12 protein-coding genes and 4 pseudogenes are annotated in these 22,744 nt (G+C 72.4%); 11 read left to right on the plus strand and 5 right to left on the minus strand.

What is annotated here, in order from left to right; genetic code table 11:
* Positions 1-84: 84 nt before the first annotated feature.
* The 3 genes and pseudogenes from ABEB13_RS38855 (at position 85) to ABEB13_RS38870 (ending at position 3,692) form a co-directional block, all read left to right on the plus strand.
* Entirely contained in the window at positions 85-1,377 is a 1,293-nt protein-coding gene (locus ABEB13_RS38855; RefSeq protein WP_345709316.1) for a glycoside hydrolase 5 family protein, read from the plus strand.
* Between the two features lie 158 nt (positions 1,378-1,535).
* Positions 1,536-2,554, plus strand: a pseudogene (locus ABEB13_RS38860) (LacI family DNA-binding transcriptional regulator).
* Positions 2,555-2,661: 107 nt separating this feature from the next.
* A pseudogene (locus ABEB13_RS38870) lies at positions 2,662-3,692 on the plus strand (LacI family DNA-binding transcriptional regulator).
* 17 nt (positions 3,693-3,709) lie between these two features.
* Here the strand turns inward: ABEB13_RS38870 and ABEB13_RS38875 are convergent.
* Positions 3,710-4,750 (minus strand): LacI family DNA-binding transcriptional regulator, encoded by a 1,041-nt coding sequence (locus ABEB13_RS38875; RefSeq protein WP_345709319.1) that lies wholly within the window; start codon positions 4,748-4,750, stop codon positions 3,710-3,712.
* Positions 4,751-5,347: 597 nt separating this feature from the next.
* Here ABEB13_RS38875 and ABEB13_RS38880 point away from each other — a divergent pair.
* The 4 genes from ABEB13_RS38880 (at position 5,348) to ABEB13_RS38895 (ending at position 11,898) form a co-directional block, all read left to right on the plus strand.
* Positions 5,348-7,021 carry a cellulose binding domain-containing protein gene (locus tag ABEB13_RS38880; protein WP_345709320.1) on the plus strand — a complete coding sequence of 558 codons (1,674 nt, stop codon included), beginning with the start codon at positions 5,348-5,350 and terminating at the stop codon, positions 7,019-7,021.
* Between the two features lie 94 nt (positions 7,022-7,115).
* The gene (locus ABEB13_RS38885) at positions 7,116-7,847 is read left to right on the plus strand and encodes a carbohydrate-binding domain-containing protein (protein WP_345709321.1); all 732 of its coding nucleotides are present in this window, start codon (positions 7,116-7,118) and stop codon (positions 7,845-7,847) included.
* A gap of 129 nt (positions 7,848-7,976) precedes the next feature.
* Entirely contained in the window at positions 7,977-9,290 is a 1,314-nt protein-coding gene (locus ABEB13_RS38890) for an ABC transporter substrate-binding protein (RefSeq protein WP_345709322.1), read from the plus strand.
* A gap of 208 nt (positions 9,291-9,498) precedes the next feature.
* Positions 9,499-11,898 carry a glycoside hydrolase family 2 protein gene (locus ABEB13_RS38895; RefSeq protein WP_345709323.1) on the plus strand — a complete coding sequence of 800 codons (2,400 nt, stop codon included), beginning with the start codon at positions 9,499-9,501 and terminating at the stop codon, positions 11,896-11,898.
* 22 nt (positions 11,899-11,920) lie between these two features.
* Here the strand turns inward: ABEB13_RS38895 and bla are convergent, their stop codons facing one another.
* From bla to ABEB13_RS38910, 3 genes are all read right to left on the minus strand, one after another.
* Positions 11,921-12,820: a class A beta-lactamase gene (gene bla, locus ABEB13_RS38900; protein ID WP_345709976.1), complete on the minus strand. Its 900-nt coding sequence runs from the start codon at positions 12,818-12,820 to the stop codon at positions 11,921-11,923.
* 159 nt (positions 12,821-12,979) lie between these two features.
* Entirely contained in the window at positions 12,980-13,528 is a 549-nt protein-coding gene (locus ABEB13_RS38905; protein ID WP_380230410.1) for a hypothetical protein, read from the minus strand.
* Positions 13,529-13,718: 190 nt separating this feature from the next.
* On the minus strand, positions 13,719-14,144 hold the full coding sequence (locus tag ABEB13_RS38910; RefSeq protein ID WP_345709324.1) for an SRPBCC family protein: 426 nt from the start codon (positions 14,142-14,144) through the stop codon (positions 13,719-13,721).
* 437 nt (positions 14,145-14,581) lie between these two features.
* Between ABEB13_RS38910 and ABEB13_RS38915 the strand changes: the two are divergent.
* A pseudogene (locus tag ABEB13_RS38915) lies at positions 14,582-16,128 on the plus strand (alpha-L-arabinofuranosidase B).
* 131 nt (positions 16,129-16,259) lie between these two features.
* Here the strand turns inward: ABEB13_RS38915 and ABEB13_RS41010 are convergent.
* Positions 16,260-17,848 (minus strand): annotated as a pseudogene (locus tag ABEB13_RS41010) (MFS transporter).
* 179 nt (positions 17,849-18,027) lie between these two features.
* Here ABEB13_RS41010 and ABEB13_RS38930 point away from each other — a divergent pair.
* From ABEB13_RS38930 to ABEB13_RS38940, 3 genes are all read left to right on the plus strand, one after another.
* On the plus strand, positions 18,028-18,378 hold the full coding sequence (locus ABEB13_RS38930; RefSeq protein ID WP_345709327.1) for a YciI family protein: 351 nt from the start codon (positions 18,028-18,030) through the stop codon (positions 18,376-18,378).
* Positions 18,379-18,391: 13 nt separating this feature from the next.
* Positions 18,392-19,663 carry an RNA polymerase sigma factor gene (locus tag ABEB13_RS38935; RefSeq protein WP_345709328.1) on the plus strand — a complete coding sequence of 424 codons (1,272 nt, stop codon included), beginning with the start codon at positions 18,392-18,394 and terminating at the stop codon, positions 19,661-19,663.
* A gap of 312 nt (positions 19,664-19,975) precedes the next feature.
* The gene (locus ABEB13_RS38940; RefSeq protein WP_345709329.1) at positions 19,976-22,705 is read left to right on the plus strand and encodes a beta-L-arabinofuranosidase domain-containing protein; all 2,730 of its coding nucleotides are present in this window, start codon (positions 19,976-19,978) and stop codon (positions 22,703-22,705) included.
* Positions 22,706-22,744: the final 39 nt, after the last annotated feature.

The following is a 22,744-nucleotide window of genomic DNA, read 5'->3' on the forward strand; positions in this document are numbered from 1 at the left end:
ACGGCCGACACGCCGCACCGCCGACACACCGCACCACCCCCAGCCCGCCGGCGCCCCCGTGCGCCCGCCCCAGGAGGTTCACCCGTGTTCGCCCTGTCCGGTACCGCCGAACCCACCGCGCGCCCCACCCGCCGCGCCCTGCTGGGCGCCGCCGCCACCCTCGCCGCCGCCACCGTGCCGACCCTCGCCGGAACGGCGGCGGCGGACACCGGGCCGCAGCACGCCGCCACCGCGGGATTCGTCACCGCCCGCCGCGGCGAACTGCGCCTGGACGGCCGGCCCTTCCGCTTCGCCGGGACCAACTGCTACTACCTGCACCAGCAGTCCCACTACATGATCGACGCCGTCCTCGACGACGCCGCCGCCATGGGCCTGGCCGTCGTCCGGGCCTGGGCGTTCGCCGACGGCACCGGCCAGTCCTACCGCCCCCTCCAGGCCAAGCCCAACGCCTACGACGAGAGCGCCTTCGACGCCCTCGACTACGCCGTCCACAAGGCCGGCCTGCTCGGCCTGCGCCTGGTCCTGCCGCTCGTCAACAACTGGCCCGACTACGGCGGCATGCAGCAGTACGTCGCGTGGTTCCTCGGCCTGTCCGACGACTCCTACGGCGACGGCACCCACCACGACCGCTTCTACACCGACCCCGGCATCAAGGCCTGCTACCGCGCCTGGGCCAAGCACGTCATCCAGCGCCGCAACCGCTACACCGGCCGCCGCTACTGCGACGACCCCACGATCATGACGTTCGAACTCGCCAACGAGCCCCGCTGCCGCAGCGACAAGAGCGGTGCCACCCTCCTCGCGTGGGCCCGCGAGATGAGCGCCCACGTCAAGGCGCTCGCCCCGCGCCAGCTGGTGGCCGTCGGCGACGAGGGCTTCTACGGCCGGCCGGGCAACGCCGACTACCCGTACTCCGACTACGAAGGCGTCCGCTGGGAGGAGCTCCTCGCCCTGCCCGCCGTCGACTACGGCACCGTGCACGTATACCCGCAGAACTGGGGCGAGACCAGCGGCTCCAAGCCGGGCACCGACGCCACCGACTGGGGAACCCGCTGGATCGGGGACCACATCACCGACGGCCGCGCCCTCGGCAAGCCCGTCGTCGTCGAGGAGTTCGGACTCCGGATCGACGCGGGCGGGGACATCCCCGACACCGCCGCCCGGGACCGCGCCTACACCGCCTGGACGGATGCCGTGCGCACGGCCGGCGGCGCCGGGGACCAGTTCTGGCTGCTGACCTCCCGGGTCGACGACGGCTCCTTCTACCCCGACTACGACGGCCACCGCATCATGTGGAACAACGACCCCGCCAACCCCGGCCGCACCACGGCGCAGCTCTTCGCCGCCCACGCCAGGGCCATGGCCGCCGAGCACTGACCTGTCGGCCCCGCGCCCGTCCGCAGCCGCCCCGGTGACTGCGGACGGGCTGCCACCGGGGCGCCCTTCCCGCGACCCGGCCCGCAGCCACGACCGGCGCCACCGGGACGACCCGCCCTTACCACCACTCCGGACCGGACAGGACCTAGGCTCGCCACATGACCAGCAGATACGGCACCCGGCCCACCATGAAGGACGTCGCCGCTGCCGCCGGGGTCGCCCTCAAGACGGTCTCGCGCGTCGTCAACGACGAGCCCGGAGTCACGGCCGGGACCGCCGAGCGGGTCCGTGCCGCGATCACCGAACTCGGCTTCCGCCGCAACGACAGCGCCCGCCTGCTGCGCACCGGCAGTACCTCCAGCATCGCCCTGCTGCTGGAGGACATCGGCGACCCCTTCTCGTCCGCCCTCTCACGCGCCGTCGAGGACATCGCCGCCGAGCGGGGCTGCCTGCTGTTCACCGGCTCCAGCGGGGAGGACGCGCGCCGCGAGCGCGACCTAGCCCTGGCCTTCTGCGCCCGCCGGGTCGACGGGCTCGTCGTCGTGCCCGCCGGCGACGACCACCGCTACCTCCTGCCGGAGACGGAGGCCGGCACGCCGGTCGTCTTCCTGGACCGGCCGGCCGGGGGATCGACGCCGACACCATCCTCAGCGACAACGCCGGCGGGGCCCGCGACGGCGTGGCGCACCTGATCCGGCACGGCCACACCAGGATCGGCTTCATCGGCGACCTGCCGCGCATCCACACCAGCGCCGAGCGGCTCCGCGGCTACCGCCGGGCGATGGCGGACGCGGGCCTGCCGGTGGACGAGCGGTGGATCGCCACCGGACCGACCGACCCCGCGCACGTCACGGCGGCCCTCACCCGCCTCACCTCGGCCCCGCAGCCCGTCACGGCCCTCTTCACCGCCAACAACCGCATCACCCTGGCCGCGCTCCACCGACTCGCACACCACCGGGACCGGCCCGCCCTCGTCGGCTTCGACGACCTCGAACTCGCCGAACTGCTCCGTCCCGGCCTCACGGTCGTCGCCCAGGACCCCGCCGCGCTCGGCGCCACCGCGGCCCGGACCCTGTTCGACCGCCTCGGCGGCGACGCGTCCCCGGCCCGGCGCATCGAGATCCCCACCCGCCTGATCGCCCGCGGCTCCGGCGAACTCCCACCACCCGCGCGCTGACCTCCCTTCCGTGCGCATCCCCGCCGGCCCGGGCACCGCCCGCGACCTGAAAGGATGGACCGCGGGCCGCACCGGCGGCTCGGACCGGGCCGAGGGCAGGACGCACCATGGGACAACGGGTGACGATTCGCGATGTCGCCGCCCGCGCAGGCGTGTCCGCAGGCGCGGTCTCGCTCGCGTTCAACGACCGGCCCGGCGTCTCGGCCCGCACCCGGGAGCGCATCATCGAGGCGGCCCGCGAACTCGGCTGGTCGCCCAGCCTCGCCGCCCGCTCGCTCGCCCGCGGCGCCGGATCCACACCGTGGGCCTGGTCGTCTCCCGCGGCACCGTCGGCATCGGCCTGGACTCCGTCCACATGGCGCTCATCGGCGGCATCGAGAGCGTCCTGACCGAACGCGCCTGTGCCCTGCTGCTGCACATCGCACCCGACACGGACGCCGAGATCGCCCTCTACCGGCAGTGGTGGCAGTCCGGCCGCGTCAACGGCTCGGTGCTCGTCGGGACCTCGGCCGACGACCCGCGGATCGCCGCCGTCCACCACCTGGGCATGCCCGCCGTCGCCGTCTCGCCGCCCCACCTCAGCGGCCCCTTCCCGGCCGTCACCACCGACGACGCCGCGGCCCTCACCGAGGCCGTGCGCTACCTCGCGGCACTCGGCCACCGCCGCATCGCCCACGTCCGCGGCCCGCAGAACCTCGCCCGGACCATCCTGCGCGCGCAGGCGTTCGACTCGGCCACCGCCGAGCTCGCCCTGCACGACGCCCCCGGCCTGCACACCGACCTGTCCGCGCACGACGGCGCTCGCGCCACCCGCACCCTGCTGGCGTCCGGGCAACGGCCGACGGCGATCCTCTACGACAACGACATCACGGCCGTGGCCGGCCTGTCGGTCGCGCAGGAGATGGGGCTGCAGGTCCCGCGGGACCTGTCGATCGTGGCCTGGGACGACTCCGACCTGTGCACGATCACCAGGCCGACCCTGTCGGCGCTCAGCCACGACCCCTTCGCCGTCGGCGCCGAGGTCGCCGACTGCCTCCTGGAGCTGCTCGACCGGGGCCGCGCCGCGTCCCGGCTGTGCGGGGCCCCGGTGCTGCGTCCGCGGGGCAGCACCGCTCCGCCGCCCCCGCCGCGGGGCTGAGGGCGCGCCGTCCGCCCTCAGGCGGGCGGCGCCGCGGTGCTGCCCCGCGGCGTCAGCTGCGGCGGCAGGTCCTCGTAGCCGTCCGTCCGCTGACCGGCGATCAGGGCGAGCAGGGTCCGGGCCGCGTGGGCGCCGTAGGCGTGGATGTCACGGCTGAGCGCGGTCAGCGACGGCCGCACCACCTGCGCGAGCGGCGAGTCGTCCCAGGCGACGATCGACAGGTCCCGCGGGACCTGGAGCCCCATCTCCTGCGCGACCGACAGGCCGGCCACGGCCGTGATGTCGTTGTCGTACAGGATCGCCGTCGGCCGGGCCGGTGCGAGCAGCAGACGCCGTGTCGCGCGGGCGCCCTGCTCGCCGGAGTAGTCCGTGTGCACGGGGGCCTGCCCCTCCAGGCCCAGCCCGGCGCAGGCCTCGTCGAAGGCCCGGTCGCGGATCGTGGTGTGGACCAGGCCGGGGAGCCCGGCCACCCGGGCGACCCTGCGGTGGCCGAGGGCGGCCAGGTACTCCATGGTCTCGTGGACGGCGGTGGCGTCGTCGGACCACACCGGTGTCAGGGTGCCCGAGCCCGAGGGGTGCCCGATGACGACGGTCGGCAGGCCCATCTCCTCCAGGGCCGGCACCCGCTCGTCGTCCTCCCGCAGGTCCACCAGGATCGCGCCGTCGATGTGCCGCTCGCCCCACCACCGCCGGTAGGCCTCCAGTCCGCGCCGGTGGTCGGAGACCACCTGCAGGGCCAGGGAGTACGAGGCGTCGGAGAGGACGTTCTCGATGCCGCCGATGAGCTCCATGAAGAACGGCTCCGTGCCGAGCATCCGGGCGGGCCGGGACAGGGCCAGTCCCACCGCGGAGGCCTTGGCCCCGCTGAGCGCCCGCGCGGCGCTGTTGCGGACAAAGCCGATGTCCTCGGCCACCGCGAGGATCCTGGCCCGGGTCGCCTCCGAGACCCCCGGCTGCCCGTTCAGGGCGTTCGACACCGACACCTTCGACACGCCGACGATCTTGGCGATGTCGGTGATGGTGGGCCGCCGGGACGGGGGACTCTGCTGCTGGGACACCTGATCCACGGGACCCTTCCGAACCGACGTACCGATGGTGCCCTCAAGCTACTACGCGCCGGCGGGCCTCCGCTGCCTCCGGGATCATCCTCTGTCATCAGCCAAAATGCATAACCGGTTAACCTGCTGTTGACACGGCTGTCGAATCGACCCTACCGTCCTATCAGATAAATCGGTTAATCGCGATTCGAGCCGATGTCGACGGGTGCCATCGCGCCCGGCACCCCGCACCACCCGGCGCCCGGCATCCGGCACCCCCGGCATCCGGGACCGAGGGCACCTCCGTGCACCACGGGCGAGCGCGAACACCGCCCGGGCACCGCGCCCCCACCCGCCCGCTCCGGCCGCGCCAGGCCGGGGACGGGCCCCCGGACGCGGTGCGGGCGGATGCCCCAACACCCTCCGTCCGCACCGCCTGCCCCCACCACCCGGCGTCCCTCGCGCCGGCTGCCGCCCTCGCGGCCAAGGGCCTGCACCGCCCCTGGCGGCCCACCACGCCCGCCGCGGCCCCCGTGTCCGCGGACCTGGCACCGGATGGCCCTCAGGGTTCCCCACCCCACCCACCACCCCCTTCACGGGGGAATGAAAGGGATGCGCGTGCACCGCAGACTCCACCTCCTCGCCCGGCGGTTCAGGCCCCTGGCCGTCCTGCTCGCGACCGCCGTCGCCCTGGCCGGCCTTGCCGCCACCGGGCCCGGTACCGCCGCCGCAGCCGACACCAGCGGCGACTTCGCCACCCGCTGCGGCATCCACTTCTGCCTCGGCGGCAAGGAGTACTACTTCGCCGGCACCAACACCTACGACATGTTCACCTACGGGTCGGCCTCCGGGGACACCGAGTCGCAGTTCATGGACAAGGCGCGGATCGACGCCCACTTCGCGAACCTGCAGGCCGACAAGGTGGACGTGGTCCGGCTCTGGATGTTCAACCACCAGAGCTGGCACGGCTTCGAGACCAGCAAGGGTGTCTACGACCAGCAGGAGTTCGCCCAGTTCGACTACATCATCCAGTCCGCCAAGGCCCACCACCTCAGGCTCGTCCCGGTCTTCGAGAACTACTGGGAGGCCTACGGCGGCATCGACACCCGGCTGCAGTGGGAGGGCCTGTCCGGAGGCCAGCCCGGCCGCGCGGCGTTCTTCGACAGGACCCGCTGCCCGGGCTGCTTCACCTCGTACAAGAACTACGTCGGTTACGCGCTCAACCGCGTCAACCACTACAGCGGCATCGCCTACAAGGACGATCCGACCATCTTCGCCTGGGACCTCATGAACGAGCCCCGCTATCAGGACCAGAGCCAGGCGGAGAACGTCAGCGGCACCACGCTGCGCGCGTGGGTCGACGAGATGGGCGCCTACGTCAAGGGCATCGACTCCAGGCACCTGCTCGGCATCGGCCTGGAGGGCCACGGCAGTGCCTACGGCTTCGGCGGTGACGAGGGCAACCCGTTCACCTATGTCCAGGAGTCGCCGTACATCGACTACACGTCCGCCCACCCGTACCCGACCGAGTCCTGGGCGAACCTGTCGATCGATCAGACCAAGGCGCTGATCCGCAAGTGGATCGGGGATTCCCACACCGTGGTCGGCAAGCCCTTCTTCATGGGCGAGTTCAACGTCCAGAACGTCGACCGGTCGGCCTGGTGGGGGCAGATCTACCCCGACTTCGAGGCCGCCGGCGGCGACGGCAGCGCGTTCTGGTGGTACGAGGACCACAACGTCGACGGGACCTTCGGCGTGATGGCCGGCGCCGCGGAACTCGCGGTCTTCCGGGCCCACTCCGACCGGATGGCCGCCAAGAGCGGGCTGACGACCGCCACCCCCAGCAGCAGCCCGTCCGCCACCGCCTCCCCTTCGGCCGGCGCCTCTGCGTCCGCGTCTCCCTCTGGGTCCGCGTCCGCCTCGCCGAGCGGCAGCGCGTCGCCCACGGCCGGTGCCTCGCCCACGGCCGGTGCGTGCTCCGTCCACTACGGCCTGTCCGACTGGGGCACCAGCTTCAACGGCGACGTGACCGTCAAGAACACCGGCAGCGCTCCCGTCAACGGCTGGCAGCTGGCCTTCGCGTTCCCCGGCAGCCAGAGCATCACCCAGATGTGGAACGCCACCTGGACCCAGAACGGGAAGCAGGTCACCGCGACCAACCCCGCCGGCTACAACACCACCATCGCCCCCGGAGCCACCGTCAACTTCGGCTTCAGCGCCACCTCCGTGCCCGGCACCAACGGGGCCCCGTCGGCCTTCGCCCTCAACGGCCAGGCCTGCAGCACTTCCTGACCCATGACCGCCCCGGCCTGCGGCAGTACCGCTCCGCCGCAGGCCGGGGCCGCCACGCCCACCACCCGCGTGCACCGGAAGAGGATCCAAGGACATGAAGCGCACCCCGACAGCTCTGGCCACCGCGATCGGCACCTTCGCCGCCCTGGCCGTCGCCTTCGCGCCGGCCGCCGGCGCCGAGACCGCCCCGAACGGCTACCCGTACTGCGTGAACGGCAGCGCCAGCGACCCGGACGGGGACGGCTGGGGCTGGGAGAACAACCAGTCCTGCGTCGTCCGCGGCTCCGGCGCCGACTCCTCGGGCGGCGGCAGCAGCACGTCGTCCTGCCCGTCCGGGATGACCTGCGGCTCCTACAGCGTCAGCGGTCTGGGCAGCCGCAAGAGCCAGGTCCGCGCCGCCGGGGGCACCAGCCTCGACCTGGCGGTGGCCATGCTGGAGACCGACACGATGACCGCCGACTACGCCTACGGGGACAACAAGACCGGGGACGCGGCCAACTTCGGCATCTTCAAGCAGAACTGGATGATGCTCCGCGCCGGCTGCCAGCAGTTCTCCGGCCAGTCGGCCGGCCAGTACAACAACGGTTCGGCCCTCAACGGGAACCTCGGCCAGGACGTCTCCTGCCTGCACCAGAGCCAGAGCCACTACGGCATCGACGCCTGGTTCGCCGGCCACCGCAACGGCTCCTCCGGCCTGAGCAACCCGAACACCACCGACATCAACAACTACAAGACCGCCGTCCACTGGATCAAGGCCCAGATCGACGCGAACTCCGCGAACCTGGGCAACGACACCCGCTACTGGGTCCAGGTCCCCGCGATCTGACCGGTCCACCCCGGGGTCCGCGCCCCGGAACGTCGGCGCGGACCCCGGCAGAACCCGCCGGCCAGGTGCCCGGCCGTCACCCCGGCGTCCGCCGAAGCCCATGACGATCAGCGCGAAGGACGAGGAACAATGCGAAGAGGATGGGCGGCCGTCGTGGCCGCGACCGCGGTGATGGCCACCGCCTGCACCGGTCAGGGCGGCTCGGGCCTGTCTTCGGCAGCGGTGACGGGAGGCGACCCGGACAAGGTCTCGGGCGACATCACGGTGCTGACCAACCGCACCGACCAGGTCTCCGACGGCACGCTGAAGAAGTACGCCGCGCAGTTCAACAAGGTCCACCCGAGGGTCAGGGTGACGTTCGAGGGCATCACCGACTACGAGGGCGAGACCAGGATCCGCATGAACACCGAGAACTACGGTGACGTGCTCCTGATCCCCGACAACCTCGCGCTCGGCCGGTACCCGGCCTACTTCGCGCCCCTCGGGGACGCCACCGACCTGTCCGCGCAGTTCGACTTCACCGAGTACGCCACGGTCGGCGGCCAGGTCTACGGCCTCGCGAACATCGGCATCGCCACCGGCTTCGTGTACAACAAGGCGGTGTGGAAGCAGGCCGGCGTGACCGACTGGCCGACGGATCCGCAGCAGTTCATCGACGACCTGAAGGCCATCAAGGCCAGGACCGGCGCCACGCCGTACTACACCAATTACAAGGACGCCTGGCCCCTGCAGCAGTGGAGCGACGGCATCGGCGGACCGAGCTGCGACAACACGGCGAAGGACGCCCTGGCCGCCACCGCCGAGCCCTGGAGCCCGGGGCAGGACCTCTACGCGATCGACGGCCTCCTCTACAGCGCCGTCCACCAGAGGCTGACCGAGGCCGACCCGACCACCACGAACTGGGAGAAGTCCAAGACCCTCATGGGGGAGGGCAGGATCGGCGCGATGTTCCTCGGCTCCTGGGCCGTCGCCCAGATGCAGAGCGCGGCCAAGGCCGCCGGGCACAGCCCCGACGACATCGGCTTCATGCCGTTCCCCTCCCAGCGCGACGGCCACTACTGCACCGTCGTCCAGCCCGACTACAAGTACGCCGTCAACGTGCACTCCCGGCACAAGGACGCCGCGCGGGCCTGGATCGACTGGTACCTGACGAAGTCCGGCAGCGCCCGGGCCGAGCAGGCCATCTCCACGGTCAGGGGCACCCCGCTGCCCGCCGCCCTCCAGCCGTTCGAGGAACGGGGCGTGCGGATGGTGTCGCAGACCCAGGACAGGGCCGCCACGGTCAGCAGGATCGAGAAGAGCGCGGAGATCGGCCTGGACACCCCCGACTACCGGCAGAAGCTCGTCGACATCGCCCGCGGCGCGGCCCCGGGCGACCAGCGCGGCTACTTCGCCGACCTCAACAGGAAGTGGTCCGACGCGCAGCGGACCGTCGTCGGCTGACCGATGCTGAACCGGTAAATCAAAGGCGCTCACATGGAAGCGCGGCGACCACCCCCGAAGGCTCAAGAATCAGCAGTTCAGAGCCCAGGTAGTGCTCTCTGGCCCTGAGGATTTCGGCTACTGAACCGGTTTATGGACAGATTGCTCCGGGCGGGTTAACGTTGCTCGCGCCCGCCCCGATCTGCCCGGCCACTCGAACGGAGTTCCCATGAAGGACGTCACCCTCCTCGACCAGGGCTGGAGCCTGCACCACGAGGGAGTACTCCTGCCCGCCGCAGTTCCGGGCTGTGTCCACGTCGACCTCCTGAACGCCGGGCTCGTGCCCGACCCGTTCCTGCGGACCAACGAGAACGACGTCGCCTGGATCGGCCACCGCGACTGGACCTACACCACCCGGCTCGCCGCGTCCGGCCCGCACGAGCGCACCGACCTGGTCTTCGACGGCCTGGACACCGAGTCCCGGATCACCCTGGGCGGCACCGAACTCGGCCGCACCCACAACATGCACCGCAGCCACCGCTTCGACGTCACCGGACTCACCGGCGAGCTCGCCGTCCACTTCACCAACCCCTACCAGGCGGCCGCGGACGTCCGCGCCGTCACCGGCACGCGCCCCAACGTCTACCCCGAGCCCTTCCAGTACATCCGCAAGATGGCCAGCAGCTTCGGCTGGGACTGGGGCCCCACCCTCCCCACCTCCGGCATCTGGCGGCCGGCCCGGCTGGAGCACTGGTCCACCGCGCGGCTCGCCCGGGTCCGCCCGCTCGTCACCGTCCACGACGGCATCGGGCGCGTCGAAGTGCACCTCACCGTGGAGCGGACGGCCACCGGCACCGGACACCCCCTCACCGCCCGCGCGACCGTGGCGGGCAGCACCGTCGAGACCCGCGTCGACGGCGACACCGCCACCCTCACCCTGGATGTCCCAGACCCCGCCCTGTGGTGGCCCCGCGGCCGGGGCGAGCAGCCCCTGTACGACCTCGACGTCGCCCTCGCCGGCGACGCCGGCCCGCTCGACAGCTGGCAGCGCCGGATCGGCTTCCGCACTCTCGAACTCGACCGCTCCGCCGACGCGGACGGCACCGGGTTCACCCTGGTCGTCAACGGCGAGCGCCTGTTCGTACGGGGCGTCAACTGGATCCCGGACGACACCCTCGTCACCCGCGTCACCCCCGAGCGCTACCGCCACCGCCTGCAGCAGGCCGCCGACGCCAACATCGACCTCGTCCGCGTCTGGGGCGGCGGCATCTACGAGGACGAGGCCTTCTACGACGCCTGCGACGAGCTCGGCCTGATGGTCTGGCAGGACTTCCTGTTCGCCTGCGCCGCCTACCCCGAGGAGCAGCCGCTCCGCGGCGAGGTCGAGGCCGAGGCGCGGGAGAATGTCGTCCGCCTCATGCCGCACCCCTCCCTCGTGCTCTGGAACGGCAACAACGAGAACCTCTGGGGCTTCCGCGACTGGGGCTGGGAGCCCGAACTGGCCGGCGACTCCTGGGGCGAGGGCTACTACCTCGGCCTGCTGCCCCGCATCGTCGCCGAGCTCGACCCCACCCGCCCGTACGCCGCCGGCAGCCCCTGGTCCGGCTCGTGGGAGCACCACCCCAACGACACCGACCACGGCACCCACCACTCCTGGGAGGTCTGGAACCGCCAGGACTTCACCGAGTACCGCGCCAGCGTGCCCCGCTTCGTCGCCGAGTTCGGCTGGCAGGCACCTCCCGCCCACGCCACCCTCACCCGCGCCCTGCCCGGGGAGGAGCTCGCCCCCGACTCGCCCGGCATGCTCCACCACCAGAAGGCCGACGACGGCAACGGCAAGCTCAACCGCGGCATCGCACGCCACTTCGCCCTCCCCGAGGACTTCGACCGCTGGCACTACCTCGCCCAGGTCGTCCAGGCCCGCGCCATCGCCACCGGCATCGAGCACTGGCGCTCCAACTGGCCGCGCTGCGCCGGCACCGTCGTCTGGCAGCTCAACGACTGCTGGCCGGTCTCCTCCTGGGCGGCGATCGACGGCGACGGACACCTCAAGCCGCTGTACCACGAACTCCGGCGCCTCTACGCTGACCGGCTCCTCACCGTCCGGCCGGGCGGCGCCGGCACGGCCGAGATCGCTCTGGTCAACCAGGCCGGCGAGCCCTGGCGCACCACGGTCCGCGTCCGCCGTGCGACCGCCGACGGCGCCGTGACCGCCGAGACCGAGGTCGAGACCGTCGTCGGCGCCCGCTCGGTGGTCCGCCTGCCCGTCCCCGGGTCGCTGACCCCGGCCGAGGGCTCCGCCAAGGAGTTCCTGGTCGTCGACGCCGACGGGCTCCGGGCCGTGCACTTCCCGGTGACCGACCGCGTCTTCGCCTACCCGCAGCCCGTGTTCGAGGTCGCGGTGCGGCCGACCGGTCCCGACCCGGATGCGGTGGATGTCGTGGTCACGGCCGGCACCCTCGTCCGCGACCTGCTCCTCCAGCCCGACCGGCTGGCCCCGGGAGCCACCGCCGACCGCGGGCTGGTGACCCTGCTCCCGGGTGAGCAGGTGACGATCCGCGTCCAGGGCTGCGGCGCCGTCGGCGCCGACGAGGTCCGCGCCGCCCTGTTCAGCGTGGCACCCGCATAGCGGCCCAGCGGCGCCCCGGTACTCAGCCGACGGCTGGTCGTCGGCCGAGGGCCGGGGCGAGGAGGGCGGCTGCGCGGGCGATGAGCGGTTCGTCGGCGGCGGCGTCCGCGTCCGGTTTGGTGGACAGGACGGACAGGACCAGCGGGGTCCCGTCCGCGGTCCAGGCGATCCCCACGTCGTTCGTGGTGCCGTACGCCCCGGTGCCGGTCTTGTCCGCGAGGGTCCACGGCGGGGGCAGGCCGGCGCGCAGGCGGGCGGCGCCGGTGGTGTTGGCGCGCAGCCACGCGGTCAGCTGCCGCCGGTCGGACGGGGCGAGCGCCGCGCCGAGGACGAGGTCGGTGAGTGTCCGCGCGATGGCGGCCGGGGTCGTCGTGTCGGTGACGCGCTCCGGTTCGGCGGAGTTCAGCGCGGGCTCCCAGCGGTCCAGGCGCGTCACCCCGTCGCCGATCGACCGGCAGAAGCGGGTGACGGCCGCAGGGCCGCCCAGCTCACGGAGCAGGAGGTTGTCGGCGGCATTGTCGCTGTGGTCGAGCGCCGCGGCGCACAGCTCGGCGATCGTCATGCCGGCAGCCAGGTGGTCGGGGGTGCCCGTGATCGGCGCGTAGCCGGCCTCGGCGACGTCCTGGTCGGTGTAGTGGATGCGACGGGCGAGGAAGGTGCCGTCCCGGTCGAGGTCGCGCAGCACGGCCGCGGCCGTCACGATCTTGTGCACGGAACAGAGCGGGAAGAGCTCGTGTGCGCGGTGCAGCACCTGTGCGCCCGTGACAGTGTTCCGCGCGAACACACCCAGCCGTGCACCGTGCTCGTGCTCGAGATCGGCCAGCGCCCGGGTGACGTCGCCGCCCTGCTGCGGCGCCGTGCTCGCCGCCCGGGTGGGCCCGATCACCGAAAGCGCGGCGACCAGAGCCGTCCCGGCACCCATGCCCAGGACCGCTCGCCGACTCACCTGCCCATCGGTCGTCGTCACGCTCGGCTCCCTCACCCGATGTTCATCCCGATGTCCGTCCCTGCCGGAGGAAGGACGGCTCCGAGCCTCCGTCAGTTCGCCCGGTTCGGGCGTCATGAGGGTGGGTTCCTCCCGTCAGTGCCCGGCCGATGCCTTGACCAGTGCGACCGCCAGGCCGACCGCCGCGTCCAGCAGGCCGGCCACGACCGCGGCGAGTGCCCCGCCGCCCATGCGGAGCCCGCCCACGCAGCCCCACACGAAGAGCGACGCGATCGCCAGGCCCACCGCCGTCAGCAGCGCGGTGGACAGGGCGAACACGTTCAACGCGGCAAGGCCGATCATCACTGCCGGGCCCACCGCGCAGGACAGCAGCGGACTGCTGACGTAGAGCATGCGGCGCAGTTCCCGGCCGGTGGCGCGGCGGCGGTGGACCGTACGATGTGCCTGCTGGTCGGCGACGACCGTCGCCAGCCAGAGCCCAAGAGCGGTCGTCAGGACAGTGGCGAGTGCTCCGGCGAGCCCGGCATGACCCGCCGAGAGGCCGACCAGCACCGCGATCATCGTGATCGTCGCGTAGATGCGCTCCTTCAGGCGCTCCGCCAGCGCCCCCACCTCCGCCTCGGGCGGCAACTCCCCGGGTGGCAAATCCTCGGGTGGTGGACCCTCACCGTGCTCGACCGCCACCTGACACCTCCCTGCCGCGAGGCCGACGCCGTCCGGTCCTGGACCGCACGGTAGTGCACCCGCGTCCGGAGCGGGGGCGATCGCCACCGGCATGTCCCGGCAGTCAGCCTGACGGCGTGCCGGGTGCCGGGGTGGGGCCGGTCGGCTCGCGTCCGGCGAGCGTTTCACCGTGAAGGGCCAACGACCGGGCTCAGGCCGCCCGGGACCGGCTCTCGGCATGCACGCGGAAGTCCTGCAGGCAGCGGTGCACCTGGTGGGCGACGAAGCCGAGCCGGTCACCGATCAGGTCGATCACGCCGTGCGGGGTGTGGTCGAGTTGGAGCATGATCCTCGTCCGGCCGGCGCCCAGGTCGTGGAAGGTGACCACGCCCGACTGCTCCGCACCGTCCACCGAGCGCCAGGCGATCCGCTCCCCGGGGATCCGCTCGGTGATCTCGGCATCGAACTCGCGCTGGACACCGTCCACCCTGGCCACCCAGTGCACCGTGCCGTCCGGGCCCGGCGCCACCTCCTCGACCCCGCTCATGAACCGCGGGAACGCCGACACCCGGCACCACTGCTCGTAGGCCTCGGCCACCGGCACCGCCACCTCCACCGACTCCTCGATCCTGGACATCGTCTCTCCCTCCGTCGACCCCGTCACCTGCCGGCCCGCTCCGTTCTGCACCGGCCCACTCCCGGCCCGTCTGCCCTTCCCTCGACGCTCCATGCGGACCCGCCGCCGAGCCATGACAGTCAACAACCCGCGCTGTGTGCGCCCATCGAGCGCATGGCCGGCTCGACCTGCCCGGGACGCTGTCGGCCGTGAGCGGTTCTGCGGGGAGCCTTGACGTGGCCCGGTGGCGGTGGACATAGTGATGCCCGGCCGTCGCCGGGCCGGCAACCACCTTTCACCGCAGTGAACATGAGTATGCGTCAGGGCAGATTGTTAGCGTTAACATACTGTCCTGAAAAGCTCGACCGCTCATCACCTGCGGTTTCGGCCGGAACCGGCACGGGCTTGATCCAACCGCTCGCCCTTTGATCGCCCCACCACGAGCAAAGGAGCTCACCTTGGCTGTTCGAACGTGGCTGCGCCGCGCGCAGCGCACCGCGCTCGCGACCGGGACCACCGTGGTCCTCGCCGCAGCGCTCCTCGTCGGCACGGAGGCGACCTCGCAGGCCGCCACCCAGGGGCCGTGCGACATCTACGCCGCCGGCGGCACACCCTGCGTGGCGGCACACAGCACCACCCGCGCCCTGTACGGCGCGTACAGCGGGGCGCTGTACCAAGTCCGGCGCGGGTCGGACAACGCGACCAGGGACATCGGTGTCCTGAGTGCCGGCGGCTACGCCGACGCCGCCGCCCAGGACGCGTTCTGCGCAGGCACGACCTGCCTGATCACCGTCCTCTACGACCAGTCGGGCCGGGGCAACAGTCTCTCCCAGGCACCCGCGGGCGGCGCCGCGTCCGGCCCCGACAACCTGGCCCCCGCCACGGCCGCGCCCGTCACGGTCGGCGGCCACGCCGCCTACGGTGTCTATGTGGCCGCCGGTACCGGCTACCGCAACAACCACACCTCGGGAATCGCCACGGGCGACCAGCCCGAGGGCATGTACGCGATCTTCGACGGCACGCACTTCGACGGCGGATGCTGCTTCGACTACGGCAATGCCGAGACGAACAGCCTGGACACCGGCAACGGCCACATGGAGGCCATCTACTTCGGCAACAGCAAGGACTGGGGGAGCGGGGCCGGCAGCGGGCCCTGGGTGATGGCCGACCTCGAGAACGGCCTCTTCTCCGGCGCCAACGTCGGCTACAACGCCAACGATCCGAGCGTCAGCCACCGCTTCCTGACCGCCGCCGTCAAGGGCGGCCCCAACCAGTGGGCCATCCGCGCCGGCGACGCGCAGACGGGGGCCTGTCCACGTACTACAACGGGGCGCGTCCCAACGCCTCGGGCTACAACCCGATGCACAAGGAGGGCGCCATCATCCTCGGCATCGGCGGGGACAACAGCAAGGCCTCGATCGGTACGTTCTACGAGGGGGTGATGACCTCCGGCTACCCCTCGGACGCCACCGAGAACGCCGTCCAGGCCAACATCAACGCGGTCGCCTACCGGACCGCCTCGGTGGGCTCGTTCACGCCCGGTGCGCGGATCTCGCTGAAGGCCACGACCGCCTGCTGCACCTCGGACTACGTCCGGCACGACGACGCCGACACCAACGTGGTCATCTCGCCGATCAGCGGCTCCAGTTCGGCCACCGACAAGGCCGACGCCACCTGGATCGTCCGCGCCGGACTGGCCGACAGCACCTGCCTGTCCTTCGAGTCCGCCAACCTCCCGGGTCAGTACCTGCGCCACTACAACTTCCAACTGCACGTCGCGGCCGGTGACGGCAGTGCCCTGTTCGCGCAGGACGCCACGTTCTGCCCCCAGGCGGGACACAGCGGGCAGGGCCTCTCGTTCCAGTCGGCCAACTTCCCGGGCAAGTACCTGCGTCACTACAACTACAGCGCCTACATCGCCGCCGACGGCGGCGGCAACACGTGGGACAGCGCCAACGCCTGGAGTGACGACACCAGTTGGCTCGTCACCCAGCCCTGGTCCTGACCTCCGCCGGGCCCGTAGCCCGGTCCCGATCCCCTCCCGAGGCCTCATGAGGGACGCCTGGTGCGGGAGGCCGGCGCCGACCACACGGTCGGCGCCGGCCTCCCGGTGCGGGGGAGGGCCGCCGGTGACGGTCACCCGTCCGTGCGGACGGGCTGCGGGGTGTGCGCGGCCGCTGCGGGAGCCGCGGCGGCCCGGCCCGGCGCGTTCGCACGGACGTCCCCACGCATGTCCGCACCCACGCCCGCACCCACGACCGTGGACACCTCCGCGGGCGCGGTCGAGGGGACGTCGGTCGGCAGCTCGGCAGGGGCACTCGCGTGCCTGGGGGCGAGCAGTGCCGAGACGATGCCGAACACGGCCAGCGCCGCTCCGACCCAGAGGGCCGGCTTGAAGGCGTCGACGAAGGCCTGGGACGAGCCGTAGACGCCCGGGCCGGTGAACACGGCGGCGAGGACGGCCACCCCGAAGACTCCGCCGAGCTCGCGTATCGCACTGTTCGCGCCCGAGGCGACACCGGCCTCCTGCGGCGGAACGGAGCCCATCACCGCGTTGGCCACCGTCGGGAAGCACATGGACGTCCCGACGCCCGCCACCGTGAGGGCCACGCTCAACTGGGCGTACCCCATGCCGGGTTCGGCGATCGCGGCGACCCAGCCCAGGCCGATCGCCTGCAGCGCCAGGCCGGCGGCCATGAACGGACGGTTGCCCCAGCGCTCCGACAGGGCGCCGGCGATCGGTGCGACCACCATCGGCGTCGCCGTCCACGGGAGGATCCACAGGCCCGCCCTGAGCGGCGAGTTGCCCAGCCCGATCTGCAGGAACTGCGACATCAGGAACAGCGCGCCGAAGAGCGAGGCGTACATGAAGAAGCTGACGCCGTTGGCCGTCGAGAAGCCGCGCAGACGGAACAGGCCGAGGGGGAGCATGGGGTAGCGGGTCCGTCGCTGCCAGGCGAGGAAGCAGACCACCAGCGCCAGTCCGGCCAGGACGGAGAGGATCACCTCGGCGCTGGCCCAGCCCGCGATGTTCCCCCGCACCAGCCCCCAGGTCAGGCCGAGGAAGCCCGTCCCGGCCAGGGCGAGGCCGACGAGGTCGAGGCGCGGCCGGGGCCCGAAGCTCTCGGACAGCCGCCGCAGCGCGAGGGGGCCAGCACCAGTCCGATCGGGACGTTCAGCCAGAAGATCCACTGCCAGGCGAGGCCGTTGGTGATCGCTCCGCCGACCACCGGCCCGGCCGCGACGGCGAGGCCGGCGATGCCGCCCCAGAGCCCGATGGCCATCCCGCGTTTCTCGGCCGGGAAGGCCTGGCTGATCAGGGTCAGCGTCAGCGGCATCACGATCGCCGCGAAGCCGCCCTGCACGGCCCGGGCGGCCACCAGGACGCCGACGGACGACGAGAGCGCCGCCGCCGCGGAGGCGACGGAGAAGCCGAGCAGCCCGATGACGAACATCCGCCGTCTGCCGAACCGGTCGCCGAGCGCGGCCCCGGTCAGCAGCAGACAGGCGAAGGACAGGTTGTAGGCGTTCACCGTCCATTCGAGATCGGTGAGCTTCGCGCCCAGGTCCACGCGCAGCACGGGGAGCGCGGTCGTCACCACCAGGGTGTCCAGCGCGACCATGAACAGGCCGAGGGAGGCCAGGATCAGGGTCCACGTCCGGCGCGGGGGACCCGCCGCGGGCGCGCGGGGACCGGAGGCGTGGAGGGTGTCTGCGGAAGGCATGGCATGCGCTCCTCGGATCGGGTGCGGGCATCGCTGTCACTCGATCGACGGATGACAACGGGGCGAATCGACACGAACCGAGGAAAATCGTCCGGGGACGCTGTCGATTCCGGGGGATGCCGACCGTCGGCATGACGGGAGGGCCCGACCGGCGGGCCCGATCGAGAAGGGATCGCGTCATGGCGCAGTACCTGCTCCTCATCTACCGCGAGGACGCCGCCGTGGCAGCCGCCACGCCCGAGAAGACCCAGCAGGTCCTCAAGGAGCACATGGCCTTCCAGGACCGCCACGCGGCGGCCGTTCTCGGCGCCAACGCTCTGCACAACACCGACACGGCCACCTCCGTCCGTGCGGACGGTTCCGGCGGATTCGCGGTGACCGACGGGCCCTTCGCCGAGACCAAGGAGGCGCTCGGCGGCTACTACCTCGTCGAGGCCGTGGACCTGGACGAGGCCATCGCCCTCGCCAAGGACCTCCCGGACGACTTCGGCGGCGGCATCGAGGTCCGCCCGGTGCGGGTGTTCGACTGACGACGGTCGCCCCGTGGCTCCCGGCGTGGCCCCCGACCCCGCGGTCGCCGCCGCGGTCGCGGACGCGCACCGGCGCGAGTGGGCCTTCGTGCTCGCCGCGACGGCGCGCGTCACCCGCGACCTCGACCTGGCCGAGGAGTGCGTCCAGGACGCGTACGCCAGGGCACTGACCGTGTGGGGCGAACGCGGCATCCCGCAGCGCCCCGGTGCCTGGCTCACCACCACCGCCCGCAACCGGGCCATGGACGAACTCCGGCGGCACGCCACCCTGCGCCGGTCACTGCCGCAGCTCCTCGTCCTCTCCGGCGACCCCGCGCCGGGACCGGCCGCGGCGGGGGAGGAGTTCCCCGACGACCGGCTCCGGCTGATCTTCACCTGCTGCCACCCGGCCCTCGCCGAGGAGGCGAAGGTCGCCCTCACGCTGCGGCTGCTCTGCGGCCTGACCACCGCGGAGGTGGCGCGCGCCTTCCTCGTCGGCGAGTCGGCCATGGCCGCCCGCATCACCCGGGCCAAGAAGAAGATCGCCACCGCGCGCATCCCCTACCGGGTGCCGCCCGCCGACGAGCTGCCCGAGCGCATCGACGCCGTCCTCACCGTCGTCCACCTGCTCTTCACCACTGGGCACACCGCACCCGTCGGCGACGACCTCGTCCGCCGGGACCTGGTCGAACGCGCCCTCGACCTCGCCCGGATGCTGCGCACCCTGCTTCCCGGCGACGCCGGGGTCGCCGGGCTGCTGGCCCTCGTCCTGCTGACCGACGCCCGGCGGGCGACCCGGTCGGCCGACGACGGTCGGCTGCTGCTCCTCGCCGAGCAGGACCGCCGCCGATGGGACCACGCCGAGATCGACGAGGGCCTCGCACTCGTCCGCGAGGCGCTGCGCCCGAGGCCCCCGGGACGCTTCGCCCTCATGGCGGCCGTCGCCGCCGTGCACGCCGAGGCGCCGAGCTGGCAGGAGACCGACTGGCGCGAGGTGGTCGCGCTCTACGACCTGCTGGTCCAGATCTGGCCGTCGCCGGTGGTGGCCCTCAACCGGGCCGTCGCGGTGGGCTTCGCCGACGGCCCGGCCGCGGGGCTCGCCGCCGTCGACGAACTGGCCGCCGAGCCGCAGCTGGCGGGCTACGGCTACCTCGCCGCCGCCCGCGCCGACTTCCTGCGGCGGCTGAACCGTACGGCCGAGGCGAGACTGGCGTACGAGGAGGCGCTGCTGCTCACCGGGAACGCCGTGGAACGCGACTTCCTGGCCGACCGCCTCCGCGAGCTGGACCAGGAGGGGCCGGCCTGAGTCGGCGGCCGGCGTGGACAAGACCGGCACCAGCGCGGTCGATTGCTGCCGCGCAAGACCTTGACGACATCTCTGTGAGCGCTAACAATAATTCCCCGGAGGTGCCGCAGCTGCGTCAACATCCCATCCTGTCAAGCCAGTTCGACGACAGCCGCCGCATGTCCACCTCCTGTTCCGAGGCCGTGCCGTCGCAGCCCGCCCCGGCCGTCCGGCCGTCCCGTTCCGCCGTTGCCGCCCGTGTGCCCGCCTCCGGCTGCCACCGGCTGGCTGCTGCCGGTGCGCGCCTCACTCCCTCAGCCCGTGGAGACCGTCATGACCGGAACATCCGGCGGCATCGACCGCCGCAACCTGCTCCGCCTCACCGTGGCCGGAGCGGTCGCGGCAGGCCTTGCGCCCGGCACCGCCACGGCTGCGACAGCCCCCGTCGGCGACGCGCGTGCCGACATCGGGGTCCAGCTCACGCCCTTCCCGGCCGACGCCGTCCGCCTCACCGCCGGCCGGTTCCTCGACTCGCAGAACCGCCGGCTGGCCTACATGCGGTTCCTGGACATGGACCGCCTCCTCTACAACTTCCGTACCACCGCCCGCCTGTCGACCCAGGGAGCGGAGCCGTGCGGCGGCTGGGAGAGCCCGACCTGGGGCTGGCGCGGTCACATGGTCGGGCACTACCTGTCGGGGGCCTCGCTCGCGGTGGCCGCCACCGGCGACTCCCAACTGCGCGCCAACGTCACCCGTCTCGTCGCCGAGCTCGCCAAGTGCCAGGCCGCGGCCACCGCCGCCGGCTACCGCACCGGCTACCTCGGCGGCTTCCCGGAGGGCGACTTCACCCGGATGGAGAACGGCGAGTACATCGTCGTCTGGTACACCACCCACAAGATCATGGCCGGTCTGCTCGACGCCCACCGCCTCCTCGGCATCGACCAGGCACTGACCGTCCTGCTCGGATTCGCCGACTGGGCGGACTGGTGGACCTCCCAGCGCTCCTACACCAGGATGCAGGCCGATCTCGACATCGAGTTCGGCGGCATGAACGGGGTCCTCGCCGACCTGTACCAGCTCACGGGGGACAGCCGCTGGCTCACCGTCGCCCAGCGGTTCGACCACGCCCGCGTGTTCGACCCGCTCGCCGCGGGCCAGGACCAGCTCGACGGCTTCCACGCCAACACCCAGATGGCCAAGGTGATGGGGGCGGTCAGGGAGTACGAGGCGACCGGCACGACCCGGTACCGGGACATCGCCCGCAACTACTGGGACATCGTCGTCCAGCACCACACCTACTGCACCGGCGGGAACAGCGACGGCGAGATCTACCACGGCCCCGACCAGATCTCCAACCGCCTCTCCTCGGCGTCGTGCGAGGTCTGCAACGTCTACAACCTCCTCAAGATCACCCGCGAGCTGTTCTTCCTCGACCCGGGCCGCGCCGACTACATGGACTACTACGAGTGGGCGCTCTACAACGAGATCCTGCCGCAGCAGGACCCGACGAGCGCGCACGGCCGCGTCACCTACTACCTCGACCTGCGCCCCGGTGCCGCCAAGGTCTACGACGACGACTACGGCACCTTCTGGTGCGACACCGGCTCCAGCCTGGAGACGTACGCCAAGCTCAACGACTCCATCTACTTCTCGAACGGCCGTACGCTCTGGGTCAACCTCTTCATCCCGTCCGTGCTCACCTGGTCCGCGACGGGCCTGACGGTGACCCAGACCACGAACTACCCTGCGGCCGCGACCAGCACCCTCACCATCGGGGGCTCCGGCGCCGCCGTCATCCGGGTGCGCATCCCGAAGTGGGCGACCGGCGCCTCGCTGACGGTCAACGGCGCGGCCCAGCCCGCCACGCCGGGCACCTACGCGACGCTCGACCGCACCTGGGCCGGCGGCGACACCGTCACCGTGACACTGCCGATGGCCCTCAGGCTCACCGCCGCCCCCGACGATCCCGCGGTCCAGTCGGTCAGTTACGGGCCGGTCCTGCTCGCCGGGCAGTACGGTGCCTTCAGCCAGGGCCCGAACCCGGGGTCGCCCCCGGCCCCCAGCCCGCAGGTCCTGCAGCACCTGCCGGAGCTCGACCCGGCCTCCCTCGCCCCGACCGGCACGGCCCTGACCTTCACCGCCCGCGCGGACGGCGCGGCGGTGACGCTCCGCCCCTACTTCGACACCCACAACCAGTACGGCACCGTCTACTGGACGAATCCCACCCGCTCCGCCTACGTGCGGCTGCGCAACCGCGGCAGCGGTCTCGTCCTCGGGATCACGGGCATGTCGACCGCGGACGGCGCCGCCGCCCTGCAGTGGGCCGACACCGGCACGGCCGACCACCAGTGGGAACTCGCACCGTCGGCCGGCTACGTCCGGCTGCGCAACCGCAACAGCGGCAAGGTCCTGGGCGTCACGGGCATGTCCACCGCGGACGGGGCGGCCGTCGTCCAGTGGACCGACAACGGCACCACCGACCACGACTGGCAGCTCGTCGACGCCGGCGGCGGCCGGGTCAAGCTCGTCAACCGCAACAGCGGCAAGCTGCTCGGCGTCGCCGGCGGCGCGACCACCCAGGGCGCGGCCCTCGTGCAGAGCGGTGACACCGGCACCGACGACCACGTCTGGGAGATTCTTCCGGACGGCTGGGTCCGCCTGCAGAACGTGGGCAGCGGCCTCCTCCTCGGCGTGCAGAACGCGGGCCGCGGCGACGGCGCGGCCGCCCTCCAGTGGCACGACTCCGGTACCGCCGACCACGGTTGGACCTTCGTGCCCGACACCGACGGGGCCTTCCGCATCCGCAACCAGAACAGCGGCAAGGTCCTCGGTGTCACCGGCATGTCCACCGCGGACGGCGCGGCGGTCCTCCAGTGGACGGACAACGGCACCCGCGACCACCTGTGGCGGATGCTCGTGACCGGCAACGGCGACCGGTTCCGGTTGCTCAACGTCAACAGCGGCCTGGTCCTCGGCGTGCAGAACGGAGCCACCGGCGCGGGCGCCACCTGCGTGCAGAGCGTCGACAACGGTGCCGCAGACCGGCTGTGGCGTCTGCGATGACACCGCGCGCCGTCGACCGCCGGCCCTGCGCCGCGGTGG

Origin of the sequence: Kitasatospora paranensis (assembly GCF_039544005.1) — a bacterium.
Lineage (GTDB): Bacteria > Actinomycetota > Actinomycetes > Streptomycetales > Streptomycetaceae > Kitasatospora > Kitasatospora paranensis.